Here is a 13,617-nt window from a genome sequence, read left to right on the forward strand (position 1 = left end):
CATAACAAGAGTTCAATACATAAGAGAATGACTATTATGGAAGCTACAAGTGACAAATAAAAAATAAATAAGTTCGACACATGAAAGGAATAATACTAGCAGGAGGTTCTGGTACAAGACTTCACCCTTTAACACTTGCAGTAAGTAAGCAATTAATGCCTATTTACGACAAGCCAATGATATACTATCCATTATCTACATTAATGTGGTCCGGAATTAAAGATATTCTTATTATATCTACACCACATGATTTACCTTTATTTGAACAACTTTTAGGAGATGGAAAAAAGTTTGGATGTAATTTTGAATACGCAGTTCAAGAAGCACCTAATGGTTTAGCAGAAGCTTTTGTTATTGGTGCAGATTTTATTGGTGACGATAAAGTAGCTCTTATTTTAGGAGATAATATATTTTACGGATCTGGGTTAGCAGAATTATTACAAGCTAATAACAATCCTGATGGAGGTATTATTTATGCATATCATGTGCATGATCCAGAGCGTTATGGTGTTGCAGAATTTGATAAAGAAGGGAATGTGATTTCTATTGAAGAAAAACCCGAAAAGCCAAAGTCAAACTACGCGGTTCCAGGGATTTATTTTTATGATAATTCTGTAGTAGAAATCGCAAAAAACATTACACCTAGTCACAGAGGAGAATTAGAAATTACAGATGTAAATAAAGAGTACTTAAAGCAGGGAAAACTAAAAGTTAGCGTATTAGATAAAGGAACGGCTTGGTTAGACACGGGGACCTTTAATTCGCTTATGCAAGCATCCCAGTTTGTTCAAGTAATTGAAGAAAGACAAGGTCTTAAAATTGGAGCTATTGAAGAGGTCGCTTATAGTATGGGTTATATAAATAAGTCCGAATTTAATATATTAATTCAACCCTTAATCAAAAGTGGTTATGGTAAACATTTGTTAAGCATTTTAGAAAAATAATATGAAGGCAACAGAAACTAAATTAGAAGGCTGTTTTGTTTTAGAACCAACTATTTTTGAAGATAAAAGAGGTTATTTTTTCGAAAGTTTTAACCAAGAAAAATTTAATTCTTTAATTAATAAACAGGTAGATTTTGTTCAGGACAATGAGTCTTTTTCTTCCAAAGGAGTTTTAAGAGGATTACATTACCAAGTTGGAGAACATGCACAAGCAAAATTAGTTCGTGTAATAAAAGGAAAAGTTTTAGATGTAGCTGTAGATGTTAGAGAAAACTCTAAAACATTTGGACAACATGTAGCTGTTGAATTATCTGAAGATAACAAGAAACAACTATTTGTACCAAGAGGATTTGCACATGGTTTTATTGTTTTAAGTGACACAGCTATTTTTTCATATAAATGTGATAACCTTTACAACAAAGCTTCAGAAGGTGGAATAATATATAATGACCCAAAATTAAACATAGATTGGCAATTGCCTGAAAATAAATTACTTGTGTCAGAAAAAGATGTAATCTTACCAACGTTAGATAAAGCTAGACTATGATTAATATCTTGGTAACAGGAGGAAACGGACAATTAGCAACGTGTATAAAAGATATAGAGTCCAATCATTCTAATTTAAACTTTATATACGCCAACTCAGAACAATTAAATATTGCAGATTTTAATGCTGTACAGCAGTTTTTTAACGATCAATTTTTTCATTATTGCATAAATTGTGCAGCATATACAGCAGTGGATAAAGCTGAAAGTGATCAAGAAAACGCAAAAAATGTAAATGTACTCGGCTCAAAAAACCTTGCAATAGTTTGCGCAGAAAAAAAAGCAACTCTAATTCAAGTATCTACAGACTTTGTTTTTAATGGTGAAAAATCTTTTGCATATACAGAAACAGATGAAACAGATCCAACAGGGGTGTATGGTGTAACAAAATTGGAAGGAGAACGCGAAGTTGCTAAAAATATAGAGCAACATTTTATTATAAGAACCTCTTGGTTATATTCTGAAAATGGTAATAACTTCATGAAAACCATGATAAATTTATCTCAAAACAGGGACCTATTAAATATAGTTGCAGACCAAATAGGTACACCGACCTATGCAACAGATTTAGCGCAAGCTATTTTAAAAATAATAACAACAAATAACACACAATACGGCATCTACCATTATAGTAATGAGGGGGTTGCAAGTTGGTATGATTTTGCAAAAGCTATTTTTGAGGAAAGTAATATTTATATTAAAGTATTACCAATTAAATCGGAAGCATATCCAACTCCAGCTAGAAGACCACATTTTAGCGTATTAGATAAAACCAAAATCAAAACGAATCTTCAAATAGAAATACCACATTGGAGAGATAGTTTAAGAAAAGCAATAGTAAAAAACAATGAATAAAAATCTACAAATAGCCATAAAAGCAAGTTTAGAAGCAGGAAAAGTAATCATGCAAGTTTACGATACACCTTTTGATGTAGAAATTAAAGACGATAAATCGCCTTTAACAGAAGCAGATAAAAAAGCGAATGATGTAATAAACTCATATTTAATAAATACAGAGTTTCCAATTATTAGTGAAGAGAATAAACAAACAGACTATCCTACCAGAAAAAACTGGACTACTTGTTGGGTTGTAGATCCTGTAGATGGAACAAAAGAGTTTATAAAACGTAATGGAGAATTTACTGTAAATATTGCATTAGTAACTAATGGTAAACCAGAATTAGGTGTTATTTATGTGCCAGCAACAAAAACAATATATGTTGCAAATGTAACAACTAAAGAAGCTTTTAAAACTCAATTAGATTCGCATGATGCTTCTGTTGAAGAAGTCATTAGCGCAGCAATAGTATTACAACCAAAAGCACCAGAATCTAACCCTGTTCAAGTAGTAGGCAGTCGCTCTCATATGAGTCAAGAAACATTAGATTTTGTAGAGTCTATTAAAAAAGAAGGAAAAGAAGTTGAGGTCGTTTCAAAAGGAAGCTCATTAAAATTTTGTTTAGTAGCAGAAGGTAATGCAGATGTGTACCCAAGATTTGCACCAACAATGGAATGGGATACGGCTGCAGGACAGGCAATCTGCAATGCTGTAGGAATAGACGTAATTTCGCAAGAAACAAATCAATCCCTTTTATATAACAAAGAAAACCTGCTAAACCCATGGTTTTTAGTGTCTAAAAACTAAACATGGCATCTTTAAAAAAATCATCACATATACGTAGTATTCTAAAAGGAATATCTTGGCGTTTTATTGCGCTAGCAGATACTATTTTAGTCGTTCTTTTTGTAACCTGCTTATTAGGAGAATGTAGTATAGAAGATGCTCTTAAAATAGGAGCATCAGAGTTTTTATTAAAATTAGCAATATTTTATTTTCACGAAAGAATATGGTTACGCCGTCTTGGTAAACAAGCAACAACAAATAAAGAAATTTTATATAAATCCATTTCATGGCGGATTGTAGCTACTACAACGACTTTTATCATTTCTGGAATTGTATTAAAAGGGTTTAATGAAATAGCTCTTTATATTGCATTAACAGAATTGTTTACTAAATTTGTACTATATTATGTACATGAAAAAATATGGTTAAAATTACCTTTAGGAAAAATTAGAAACTATTTTTTAGGTAGAAAATAAACTAATGAAAGAAAATATAATTTCACATAACTATCAAGTTTCAAAAACAGATAGACAAGAAAAAAACAACCATACCTCTTTTTTGATATGGTTTACAGGACTTTCTGGTTCAGGAAAATCAACAATTGCTAATGTTGTAGAGCAAGAACTTTATAAACTAGGTGTAAAAACCTATACCCTTGATGGAGATAACATTAGAAAAGGTATAAATAGCGATTTAACCTTCGCTCCAGAAGATAGAACAGAAAACATCAGAAGAATAGCCGAAATTGGAAATTTAATGGTTGATGCAGGATTGGTAACATTAGCAGCATTTGTTTCTCCCTATAAAAAAGACCGAGAGAATATTAAAAATATCGTTAAAGATGTTAACTTTGTCGAAGTTTATATAAACACCAGTGTGGAAGAGTGCGAACGTAGAGATGTAAAAGGTCTTTATAAAAAAGCCAGAGCTGGTGAAATAAAAAACATGACAGGTATTTCTGCACCTTATGAGGCGCCAGAAAACCCAGATATAGAAATTAAAACCGAAGAAAAAACGGTTGAAGAAGCTGTTCATGATATCATGAACTTTATAAAACCTAAATTAAAATATAGCGATGAGTAAGTATTACTTAAATTATTTAGATGAATTAGAAAGTGAAGCAATCTTTATTTTACGTGAAGTTTGGGCACAATTTGAAAACCCAGTAATCATGTTTTCTGGAGGGAAAGATTCTATTTTAGTAACTCATTTAGCTAAGAAAGCTTTCTATCCTGCTAAAATACCTTTTCCGTTAATGCATGTAGATACAGGACATAATTTTCCTGAAACTATTGAGTTTAGAGATTCTGTAATTGCAGATTTAGGAGTTAAACTAATTGTTGGTTCTGTACAAGATTCTATTGATGATGGTCGTGTAGCCGAAGAAAAAGGTAAAAACGCAACACGTAATGCACTTCAAATAACTACGCTTTTAGACGCTATTGAGTCTAATAAAATAGATTGTGCGATTGGTGGAGGAAGACGTGACGAAGAAAAAGCAAGAGCTAAAGAACGTTTCTTTTCGCATAGAGATGATTTTGGACAATGGGATCCTAAAAACCAAAGACCAGAATTATGGAATATATTTAATGGAAGACACTTTGAAGGAGAACACTTTAGAGCATTTCCTATTAGTAATTGGACAGAAATGGATGTTTGGAACTACATAAAAAGAGAAAACATTGCAATTCCATCCTTATATTTTGCGCACGAACGTGAAGTCGTTTGGAGACAAGATACATGGATTCCAAATTCTGAGTTTTTGGTATTAGAAGATCACGAAGAAGTAGTAACTAAAAGAATACGTTTTAGAACTTTAGGTGATATTACAATTACAGGAGGAGACGAATCTGAAGCAGATACATTAGAGAAAATTGCTACAGAAGTTGCAGGAATGCGCAACACAGAAAGAGGAAACAGAAGTGACGACAAACGTTCTGAATCTGCAATGGAAGATAGAAAACGCCAAGGATATTTCTAGAAATTAAAAATTTGTAATTTTTGTGAAAACAAGAATCTATTATATAAAAAGCAAAAAATGTTAGATAACAATCAATTATTACGTTTTACAACAGCAGGAAGTGTAGATGATGGAAAGAGTACTTTAATAGGTCGACTATTATATGATTCTAAATCTATATTCGAAGATCAACTTGAAGCTATCACAAATACAAGTAAAAAGAAAGGCCACAAAGGGGTAGATTTAGCCTTATTCACAGATGGTTTAAAAGACGAACGTGAGCAAGGTATTACTATAGATGTTGCTTACAGATACTTTACAACACCTAAACGTAAATTTATTATTGCAGATACTCCAGGACATATACAGTATACACGTAATATGGTTACAGGAGCTTCTACAGCAAACGTGGCAACTATTTTAATAGATGCAAGACATGGTGTAATAGAGCAAACAAAAAGACACGCATTTATAGCATCTTTATTGCAAATACCTCACATTATTGTTTGTGTAAACAAAATGGACCTGGTAGATTATTCTGAAAAAGTGTACAATGACATTGTTACGCAATTCGAAGACATTTCTTCAAAAATGCTAGTAACAGATGTACGTTTCATTCCAATGAGTGCTTTAGATGGTGATAATGTTGTAAATAAGTCTACAAACATGCCTTGGTATCAAGGAGCGCCAATGTTACACACATTAGAGACTATGCATATTAGTAGCGATATTAATAAAGTAGACGCTCGTTTCCCTGTACAAACCGTTTTAAGACCGCAAAGCGAAGGTTTTATAGATTATAGAGGTTATGCAGGACGTGTTGCAAGTGGTATATTTAGAAAAGGAGATGAGATTACAGTAATGCCATCTGGATTTACATCTAAAATTAAAACGATAGATACTTTAGACAAAGAATTAGAAGAAGCCTATGCGCCAATGTCTGTTTCTATAACGCTAGAAGATGATATTGATATTAGTCGTGGAGACATGATTGTACGTTCTAACAACAAACCAGAAGCATCACAAGACATTGAGGTAATGTTATGTTGGTTAAACAATGCTTCGGCTAAAGCAAGAGCTAAATACACCATAAAACACACTTCTAATGATCAAAAAGCGATGATTAAAGAAGTAGTTTATAAATACAATATTAATACTCTAGAGCGTATTAACGACGATAAAGAGATTAATATGAATGATATTTGTAAAGTTAAAATTCGTACAACAAAACCATTAATGGTAGATGCGTATAGAGAAAACAGAACAACTGGAAGTATAATTCTTGTTGATGACGCTACAAATGAAACCGTTGCAGCAGGAATGATAGTTTAAGGATACATGAATAAAAAACTAATAAAAGGATTTAAAATAGGCTTACCTTTACTGCTTGCTAGTTTTTTTGGGTGGCTAACTTTTTCAAAATTACCCTTTTCGGAAATTATACCATATTTTAAAAAAGCAAATTATCTATGGGTTCTGACAGGGATGTTTATTGGTCTTTTAAGTCATATATCTAGAGCATATCGATGGCAATTTATGCTAAAACCTTTGGGGTACTCTATAAAACTCCCTAATAGTTTTATGGCATTATTTGCCGCATATTTAGCTAATTATGGCATTCCTAGATCTGGAGAAGTATTACGAGCGGCAGTAATTACTAACTATGAAAAAGTACCTTTCGAGCAAAGTTTTGGTACTATTGTCGCAGAGCGAATTATAGATTTAGCAGTAATACTCATAATCGTTGCAATTACACTTTTTTTTCAATTTGATTTTATTTATTCTATTTTATTAGAAACTTTCAACCTAACTAAAATATTATTTGGACTCGGGATTTTATTGGTTTTAGGAATAGCTTTTTTAATCTTTATTCAAAAATCAAAATTAAAAATTGCAATTAAAATTAAGAATTTTCTTTCTGGACTTATAAAAGGAGTAACCAGTATTTTTAAACTTAAGCAAAAATGGACATTTTTATTTCATACTATATTTATTTGGTGTATGTATGTACTTATGTTTTACATCACATCTTTTGCTCTAGAAGATTTAAATCAAACTCCTTTTGCGGCAATTATAGTTGCTTTTATTGCAGCTAGTTTTACAATTGCAGCTACAAATGGAGGATTGTTTTTTTATCCTGCGGCTGTACTTGCTGCTTTTTTATTGTTTGATCTACCTAAAGAGCCTAGTTATGCTTTTGGATGGATTGTTTGGGCCTCACAAACAGTAATGATTACAATCATAGGTATTTTATCTTTTATTTGCCTTCCTATATATAATAAAAGCAAACTAAATTAATAATTTTAAACGATACAAAATGAAAAAAAATTTTATAGCACTGTTTTTATGTGTTTCTATTATTGCTTGTAAAAGTGATAAAAAAGAAACAATAGAACAAAATAAAGTTACTATTAAAGAAACCACCGAAGAAAGCACAGATTATTTAGAGATTAAAATAAACGCAGTTATTCCGAAGGATGATGAATTTTCTGTTCAATATAAAGATGAAGATAATAAATGGTATCCTAAAGGAGGAATAAATGTTGCAGTTGTAGGATCTGATGTAGCACAAGATCTTGTATTTAATTTACCAAAAGAAAAATATCCATTTGGTTTGTTATTTGTTGTTGGTAAAAATAACAAGCAAAACGTGATTATAAATTCTTTATCTTTTAAACAAAATGATGATGAGTTTGTAGTTCCTAAAGAAAAAGTATTTCAATTTTTAAACCCAAATGAGTATATTAAGTTTAACAAAGGAGACAATAGTTATGAAATCGAAGGGGATGACAATAAGCGAGCTTTTTTTAATTCTAGAGGTATCTTAATTAAACGTTTAGAAGCAAACATTTATTAATAATTACATGTTCGAAATCACCATACCAGTTTTAAATGAAGAGGAAACATTAGAAGAAAATGTTTTAAAATCTTTACATTTTGTAAAATCTGAAATCACCGAGAACTTTAGAATTATTATAGCCGATAATGGTTCTACAGATAATACACAGCAAATTGGAGAGCAATTAGCACGAAATAACTCAGAGATACGCTTTGTAAAAGTACCAAGAAGAGGTGTAGGTTTAGCATTAAGAACTTCATGGATGGCTTCAGAAGCAACCGTAGTTGGTTATATGGATTTAGATTTGGCAACAGATTTAAGCCATTTAAAAGAAGTGTACCAATTGTTATTTGTAGAAAAAAGCTGTGATATAGTAAATGGATCTAGACTTTTAAGTAAATCTAAAGTAAAAAACAGAAGCCTATTACGAGAAATAACCTCTAGAGGATTTAATTTAATTGTCAAAAATTATTTGGGTGTTGGCATAACAGACGGAATGTGTGGTTTTAAATATTTTAATAGGGAAGTAGCTCAAAATTTAATAGAAACAGGAATTGATCTAGATGGTTGGTTTTTTTCAACAGAAATTTTAGTAAAAGGAGATTGGTCAGGAAAAAAAATAACCGAAATTCCAGTAAAATGGACAGATGATCCAAATTCAAAAGTAAATGTTAAAAACTTAAGTAAGCAATATTTTAAAGAAATACTACGATTAAAAAAAGAAAAAAAAGGGTTTTTTAATAAAAATATATAAAATGAAAGTTGCGCTTATAGGTTATGGGGATTGGGCAAAACTACTTGAAAAATATTTAGAAGCTTCTAATGATTTTGATTTACTGCACATTTACTCAAGGAGTATAAAAAACCACCCAAAAGGCACCACAAATATAGATGTCATTTTAAATAAGCAAATTGAAGCTGTTTTTATAGCAGTTCCTATTGTACATTTAGAAAATTATACGAGGCAGTTTTTAAACGCTAATAAACATGTCTTTTGCGAAAAACCATTAACAACAAATCCAGAAGTTGTTACAGAATTATTTACGTTAGCAAAGAAACAAAATGTAGCACTTTATGTAAATTATATTTACACACAATCACCATCTATTAATTACTTAAAATGTAATTTAGGCAAAGTAGGAAAAATTAAAGCGTTAAATTTCAATTTAAAACAGTTTGGTAAATTTTATGATAGCCACAATGCTTTTGAGATTTTAGGATGCCATTTGTTTGCAGTATATTTTTTCTTTTTTGAAAAAACCACACTTACAAAATCTGAAATAATTTTTAATAACCAATTTGAAAATAAAACGATGCACGTAAGTGTAAAAAACAAGGATCATATAGCCAATTTCACCGCAGATTTATTAAGTGTAGAAAAACAAAGATCTATTCAAATTATAGGTGACAAAGGCATGTTGTATTTTTCTCCCTTATCGGAACAAACAATATATTTTTACAAAAAGGAAGCGGACAATACCTATTCATTAGAGTTTGTAAAATCGTTTGAGGAAAGTAATAATATTACAAATGCTTTAAATTACTTTTCAAATTCTATTAAAAATAATGAAGTTGTGGGTAATAGAAACATTGCTTTCCAAGTTTCTCAATTATTAAATAAAACGATGAATGACTAAATTTTCAGATAAAATAATTATAGGAGCAGGGGTATATGGTTTATATGCAGCATTATTTTGTGCGAAAAAAGGACAAAAAGTGATTGTTTTAGAATATGACAAAGAAGCATTTTCAAGAGCCACTTACGTAAATCAAGCAAGAGTGCATAATGGTTACCATTATCCTCGTAGTTATTCAACTGCCATAAAATCTGCTCAATATTTTGATCGTTTTAATAAAGATTATGGTTTTTGCGTCCATAAAGATTTTAAAAAAATATATGCAACATCTTCAATATTTTCTTGGGCAAGTGCAGAAAACTTTAAGCAGTTTTGCAATGCTGCAAATATAAAATGTGATGAGGTAAGTTTAGACAAGTACTTCAAAGATGGTATTTGCGATGGTGCTTTTGAAACACAGGAATATACGTTAGATGCAGAGATTTTAAAAAACTATTTTCTAGAAGAATTAGAAAAATATACTAATTGTACAATTATTTATAACTCTAGAATTGATACAATACAAAAAGAAGATGGCACATACACTATTGGTTTAAAAACAGGAGAAAAGCTAGTAACACCTTTTGTGCTTAACGCAACTTATGGAAGCATAAATCAAATATTAAATAAATTTAACTTTGAACCATTTAAAATTAAGTATGAACTTTGCGAAATGATATTATGCAAAGTATCTAGTAATATTAAAAACGTAGGTTTAACATTAATGGATGGACCATTTTTTTCACTTATGCCATTTGGTAAAACAGGATATCATTCCCTCTCGGCAGTAATGTACACGCCACATAAGGTTTCTACTGATTTTTTGCCTACTTTTAATTGTCAAACAGAAGGTACTGGTTGCAGCCCAAAACAATTAAACAATTGTAACCATTGTATAAATAAGCCTAAATCATCTTGGTTGTTTATGAAAAACTTGGCTAAAAAATATTTGAAAGATGATATTGAAATAGAGTTTGTAAAAGAACTATTCTCAATAAAAACAGTCTTACTTTCATCAGAAATAGATGACTCTAGGCCAACAATAGTAAAAAAATTTTCAGAGAAACCAGATTTCTACTCTGTACTCTCAGGTAAAATAAACACAATTTATGATTTAGACGAAATATTAGAATAATGAATTATAAAATAAAAGAAAAAAACTTTATCTCTGTAATTATACATGTAAAAGATAATGCAGAACAGACAGAAGCGTTTTTAACTAAAATTAATAGAGTTTTTAAAGAAAATTTTGAAGCCTATGAGTATATAATTGTAAATAACACCAATAATCTAGAGCCAAATCAAATTTTATCTTCTAGTTTTTTGTCAAAACAAGAAGAAGTTATTAAAATAATAAACTTATCGTGGGCGCACAATATAGAAGACGCTATGCGATCTGGAATAGAGCTTGCTATTGGCGATTTTATTTTTGAGTTTGATTCTATTTATATAGATTTTAATGTAGACTTTATTTTAAAAGTTTATTATAAATCTTTAGAAGGTTATGACGTAGTAGCAGCAGAACCTGATAACAAGCTAAGCAGAAAATCTAAACCGTTTTATAGTATCTTAAACAGGCTTTCTAATAAAGATATATATTTAACCACAGAAACCTTTAGAATTGTATCTAGAAGAATGTTAAACAGATCTAGTTTAAAAGAATCGTTTAGATATAGAAAAATAAATTATCATTATTCTGGATTAAAAACCAATATATTAAAATATCCAGTAACAAATAATGCAGACAGAAAAAGTGATTTCTCATTAGGTGATAAAATATCTTTAGGCTCTAATATTCTAATATACTATTCTAATATAGGTACAAAAATAAGCTTAGGTTTATCTTTGTTTTTTTTAGCAATATCTATTTCTGTAATAGGCTTTACTTTATTTAGCTATTTCTCTAAACCAGACTTAATACAAAACGGTTGGACTACAACCATGATTTTTCTATCCATAAGTTTTTGTGGTATTTTTGCTATATTGGGTGTTTTATCTAAATATATGGAGGTATTACTACGTGAAGCGCAAATACAAAAGCCTTATTCCTTTAAATCTATTGAAAGATTATCTTAATTATGAGTTGTAAGAATGTACTTTCTTTACTTTATACACTATTAGTTATATTCTCTTTACTACTAATAACAATAATAGCAAATCATTTATATGCTTCTACAATAGATGGTCATTTTAACGGTTTTTTTAAAACAGCTATCCAAAGCTTAAAGCTTAATTATTATGTAATAACAGGGCGTTGGGCTCAAGGTTTAACCTTTGATTATAGATTGCAAACCAATACAGTTATTTCTACTACTTTAAATAGTATGTTTTTAGTGTTTTCAATGTATTATTTGTTAAAACAATTATTTAAGAAACAGGCAATTATTGTAACAGCAGTTTGCTATTTTTCTTTTTTCTATTCTGCTCACAATTTATATCAAGTTACTCATTTATTAAACACTGCATTATCTTACACGTTTGGCTTATCTCTTATATTTTTATTTTTTGGTATATACATAAAGCATCCAAAACCAAAATTTAAAACTATGATAATAAGCGTATTATTGCTTTTCGTTAGTACAGGACTGGTGGAGCATTTATTTGTAATAGTATTATTAATACTAGGCTATTTGGTTTTTGAAGACGTTATCTATTCTATTAAAATTAAGAAATTTAAATTTAATATTTACACCATTATATATCTTGTTGTAACATTAGCTGGAAGTTTACTTGTAGTGTTTTCTCCAGGAAGTATAAGACGTAGAGAGAGGACAAGTAAAAGATTAGAAACTTCAGAATATTCGGGTAATTTTGATTTTACCAAATATTTTGAAGCTTTAAATAGAGAACTAATCGATCAATTAAATATTAGCTCACTCTTGTTTTTTGTAGTAATATTAGTTGTTGTATTTATGCTTATAAAAAAACAGGGTGTTTTCTCAAGTAAATTAAACTTAAAAATTAGATTCTCACTTTTATTATTGTTTTCAATAGCATTAGTCGTAACACCCATTACAGTTGGTTTTATAGCATCTAACGGAAAAGTAGGTATGCCAAAAGCCTATAATTTAACAGTAATATTGTTTTTGTTTTTTCTAGTTGTTTTAGCTTATACCTTGAATGTGATTTTTAAAATTAAATTTAATAAAACTATTGTTAATGTTATTCAAATATATTATTCTGAATTTTTACATACTTTGGTTTTTCAGACAAACAATCTTTTTTTAAAGAAAAAATTTAAAACATTAACTATTACAGTAGATCAAGAGGTTTTAAAAATAAAGTTAGATGCTGTTCTTAATTCTAAACAAATGTTTTATACTCAAAATTCCAATTATGTCGCAATAGTTATACCAAGAGGTAGTAAAAAAATGGAAGTAAAAGAATTGCCAAACAGCAGACTTAACCTTCTTAATGAAAATATAAAAGATAAAATTACCTACAAATTTAATTATGGAAATTTAATGTGATGAGAAATAAACATTACACATATATTGTCTTTGTTGCCTTCTTGTTAGTAGCATGCAATAAGAACATAGAATTATCTTTAAAAGACATCAATTTCTCTGCAAATGATGGTAAAACGCAATTGCTTAAATATAACGGGAAAATAACAAATGAAATTGAAAGCACATTCAGACTATTTCTAATTATCAACATAAAAGCAGATACAGATATTGAATTGAGTTTTACACAAAATCAAAATCAAAATAAAACAACTAAAATAAGACGACGTGCCAGACATAATGAACCAGTGTTCTTTATAAAAAACACTAATAAAGATATTCCACAAGATATTACTATCAGACCATTTATAAATAAAAAAGAGAAAATTGAAGAAATTGAAATAATTAAAATTTTATTAAAATATAATGGTGAAACAAAAGAGATCCAAGCTGATGAATTTTTAAATTATTTTGAAACAAATAAGTATTTAAAATATAACAACAATACCTTAAAAGCATTAAATAAAAATATTAAAAAATTTAGACCAGAATTAAAAGGCACACAACAATTAAAAAAAATGTTGCAAACATTTAAACCAATGAATAAAACTGTTGCTAAATAAGGAGCAGCTTTTTAAAAAG

General features: G+C 29.5%; 16 protein-coding genes. All 16 read left to right on the top strand.

What is annotated here, in order from left to right; all coding sequences use genetic code 11:
- Positions 1–80 precede the first annotated feature (80 nt).
- The 16 genes from rfbA to BMZ09_RS02395 are packed head-to-tail and all read left to right on the top strand — an operon-like array spanning position 81 to position 13,598.
- Positions 81–944, top strand: a complete 864-nt coding sequence (rfbA, locus tag BMZ09_RS02320; RefSeq protein WP_090837142.1) for a glucose-1-phosphate thymidylyltransferase RfbA — start codon at positions 81–83, stop codon at positions 942–944.
- A gap of 1 nt (position 945) precedes the next feature.
- Positions 946–1,491 (top strand): dTDP-4-dehydrorhamnose 3,5-epimerase, encoded by a 546-nt coding sequence (gene rfbC / locus BMZ09_RS02325; protein ID WP_090837144.1) that lies wholly within the window; start codon positions 946–948, stop codon positions 1,489–1,491.
- On the top strand, positions 1,488–2,345 hold the full coding sequence (gene rfbD, locus BMZ09_RS02330) for a dTDP-4-dehydrorhamnose reductase (protein WP_090837145.1): 858 nt from the start codon (positions 1,488–1,490) through the stop codon (positions 2,343–2,345). The genes rfbC and rfbD overlap by 4 nt, the downstream gene beginning before the upstream one ends.
- A complete protein-coding gene (gene cysQ / locus BMZ09_RS02335; protein ID WP_090837147.1) occupies positions 2,338–3,135 on the top strand; it encodes a 3'(2'),5'-bisphosphate nucleotidase CysQ in 798 nt (265 codons plus the stop codon). Before rfbD ends, cysQ begins: the two co-directional genes overlap by 8 nt.
- 2 nt (positions 3,136–3,137) lie before the next feature.
- The gene (locus BMZ09_RS02340) at positions 3,138–3,590 is read left to right on the top strand and encodes a DUF2061 domain-containing protein (RefSeq protein ID WP_090837148.1); all 453 of its coding nucleotides are present in this window, start codon (positions 3,138–3,140) and stop codon (positions 3,588–3,590) included.
- 4 nt (positions 3,591–3,594) lie between these two features.
- A complete protein-coding gene (gene cysC / locus BMZ09_RS02345) occupies positions 3,595–4,197 on the top strand; it encodes an adenylyl-sulfate kinase (RefSeq protein ID WP_090837150.1) in 603 nt (200 codons plus the stop codon).
- Positions 4,190–5,095: a sulfate adenylyltransferase subunit CysD gene (gene cysD, locus BMZ09_RS02350; protein WP_090837151.1), complete on the top strand. Its 906-nt coding sequence runs from the start codon at positions 4,190–4,192 to the stop codon at positions 5,093–5,095. Before cysC ends, cysD begins: the two co-directional genes overlap by 8 nt.
- Positions 5,096–5,152: 57 nt before the next feature.
- A complete protein-coding gene (locus BMZ09_RS02355) occupies positions 5,153–6,406 on the top strand; it encodes a sulfate adenylyltransferase subunit 1 (RefSeq protein WP_090837153.1) in 1,254 nt (417 codons plus the stop codon).
- Between the two features lie 6 nt (positions 6,407–6,412).
- The gene (locus BMZ09_RS02360; RefSeq protein WP_090837155.1) at positions 6,413–7,372 is read left to right on the top strand and encodes a lysylphosphatidylglycerol synthase transmembrane domain-containing protein; all 960 of its coding nucleotides are present in this window, start codon (positions 6,413–6,415) and stop codon (positions 7,370–7,372) included.
- A gap of 19 nt (positions 7,373–7,391) precedes the next feature.
- Positions 7,392–7,931 carry a hypothetical protein gene (locus BMZ09_RS02365; protein ID WP_090837157.1) on the top strand — a complete coding sequence of 180 codons (540 nt, stop codon included), beginning with the start codon at positions 7,392–7,394 and terminating at the stop codon, positions 7,929–7,931.
- Positions 7,932–7,938: 7 nt separating this feature from the next.
- Positions 7,939–8,667, top strand: coding sequence for a glycosyltransferase (locus tag BMZ09_RS02370; RefSeq protein WP_090837159.1), 729 nt, complete (start codon positions 7,939–7,941; stop codon positions 8,665–8,667).
- 1 nt (position 8,668) lies between these two features.
- Complete coding sequence (locus BMZ09_RS02375; protein WP_090837161.1) at positions 8,669–9,550, top strand: Gfo/Idh/MocA family protein; 882 nt, start codon at positions 8,669–8,671, stop codon at positions 9,548–9,550.
- Positions 9,543–10,664, top strand: coding sequence for an FAD-dependent oxidoreductase (locus tag BMZ09_RS02380; protein WP_090837163.1), 1,122 nt, complete (start codon positions 9,543–9,545; stop codon positions 10,662–10,664). The genes BMZ09_RS02375 and BMZ09_RS02380 overlap by 8 nt, the downstream gene beginning before the upstream one ends.
- The gene (locus BMZ09_RS02385; protein ID WP_090837165.1) at positions 10,664–11,605 is read left to right on the top strand and encodes a glycosyltransferase family protein; all 942 of its coding nucleotides are present in this window, start codon (positions 10,664–10,666) and stop codon (positions 11,603–11,605) included. The genes BMZ09_RS02380 and BMZ09_RS02385 overlap by 1 nt, the downstream gene beginning before the upstream one ends.
- 2 nt (positions 11,606–11,607) lie before the next feature.
- Positions 11,608–12,999 (top strand): DUF6056 family protein, encoded by a 1,392-nt coding sequence (locus BMZ09_RS02390; RefSeq protein ID WP_090837167.1) that lies wholly within the window; start codon positions 11,608–11,610, stop codon positions 12,997–12,999.
- The gene (locus BMZ09_RS02395; RefSeq protein ID WP_090837169.1) at positions 12,999–13,598 is read left to right on the top strand and encodes a hypothetical protein; all 600 of its coding nucleotides are present in this window, start codon (positions 12,999–13,001) and stop codon (positions 13,596–13,598) included. The genes BMZ09_RS02390 and BMZ09_RS02395 overlap by 1 nt, the downstream gene beginning before the upstream one ends.
- The last annotated feature ends 19 nt before the right edge of the window (positions 13,599–13,617 follow it).

The organism is Olleya namhaensis (assembly GCF_900114005.1).
Classification (GTDB): domain Bacteria; phylum Bacteroidota; class Bacteroidia; order Flavobacteriales; family Flavobacteriaceae; genus Olleya; species Olleya namhaensis.

What these genes read in the sequence shown, in the direction of transcription:
- rfbA (WP_090837142.1), top strand. Translation starts at nt 81, where the DNA reads ATGAAAGGAATAATACTAGCAGGAGGTTCTGGTACAAGACTTCACCCT.
- rfbC (WP_090837144.1), top strand. Translation starts at nt 946, where the DNA reads ATGAAGGCAACAGAAACTAAATTAGAAGGCTGTTTTGTTTTAGAACCA.
- rfbD (WP_090837145.1), top strand. Translation starts at nt 1,488, where the DNA reads ATGATTAATATCTTGGTAACAGGAGGAAACGGACAATTAGCAACGTGT.
- cysQ (WP_090837147.1), top strand. Translation starts at nt 2,338, where the DNA reads ATGAATAAAAATCTACAAATAGCCATAAAAGCAAGTTTAGAAGCAGGA.
- BMZ09_RS02340 (WP_090837148.1), top strand. Translation starts at nt 3,138, where the DNA reads ATGGCATCTTTAAAAAAATCATCACATATACGTAGTATTCTAAAAGGA.
- cysC (WP_090837150.1), top strand. Translation starts at nt 3,595, where the DNA reads ATGAAAGAAAATATAATTTCACATAACTATCAAGTTTCAAAAACAGAT.
- cysD (WP_090837151.1), top strand. Translation starts at nt 4,190, where the DNA reads ATGAGTAAGTATTACTTAAATTATTTAGATGAATTAGAAAGTGAAGCA.
- BMZ09_RS02355 (WP_090837153.1), top strand. Translation starts at nt 5,153, where the DNA reads ATGTTAGATAACAATCAATTATTACGTTTTACAACAGCAGGAAGTGTA.
- BMZ09_RS02360 (WP_090837155.1), top strand. Translation starts at nt 6,413, where the DNA reads ATGAATAAAAAACTAATAAAAGGATTTAAAATAGGCTTACCTTTACTG.
- BMZ09_RS02365 (WP_090837157.1), top strand. Translation starts at nt 7,392, where the DNA reads ATGAAAAAAAATTTTATAGCACTGTTTTTATGTGTTTCTATTATTGCT.
- BMZ09_RS02370 (WP_090837159.1), top strand. Translation starts at nt 7,939, where the DNA reads ATGTTCGAAATCACCATACCAGTTTTAAATGAAGAGGAAACATTAGAA.
- BMZ09_RS02375 (WP_090837161.1), top strand. Translation starts at nt 8,669, where the DNA reads ATGAAAGTTGCGCTTATAGGTTATGGGGATTGGGCAAAACTACTTGAA.
- BMZ09_RS02380 (WP_090837163.1), top strand. Translation starts at nt 9,543, where the DNA reads ATGACTAAATTTTCAGATAAAATAATTATAGGAGCAGGGGTATATGGT.
- BMZ09_RS02385 (WP_090837165.1), top strand. Translation starts at nt 10,664, where the DNA reads ATGAATTATAAAATAAAAGAAAAAAACTTTATCTCTGTAATTATACAT.
- BMZ09_RS02390 (WP_090837167.1), top strand. Translation starts at nt 11,608, where the DNA reads ATGAGTTGTAAGAATGTACTTTCTTTACTTTATACACTATTAGTTATA.
- BMZ09_RS02395 (WP_090837169.1), top strand. Translation starts at nt 12,999, where the DNA reads ATGAGAAATAAACATTACACATATATTGTCTTTGTTGCCTTCTTGTTA.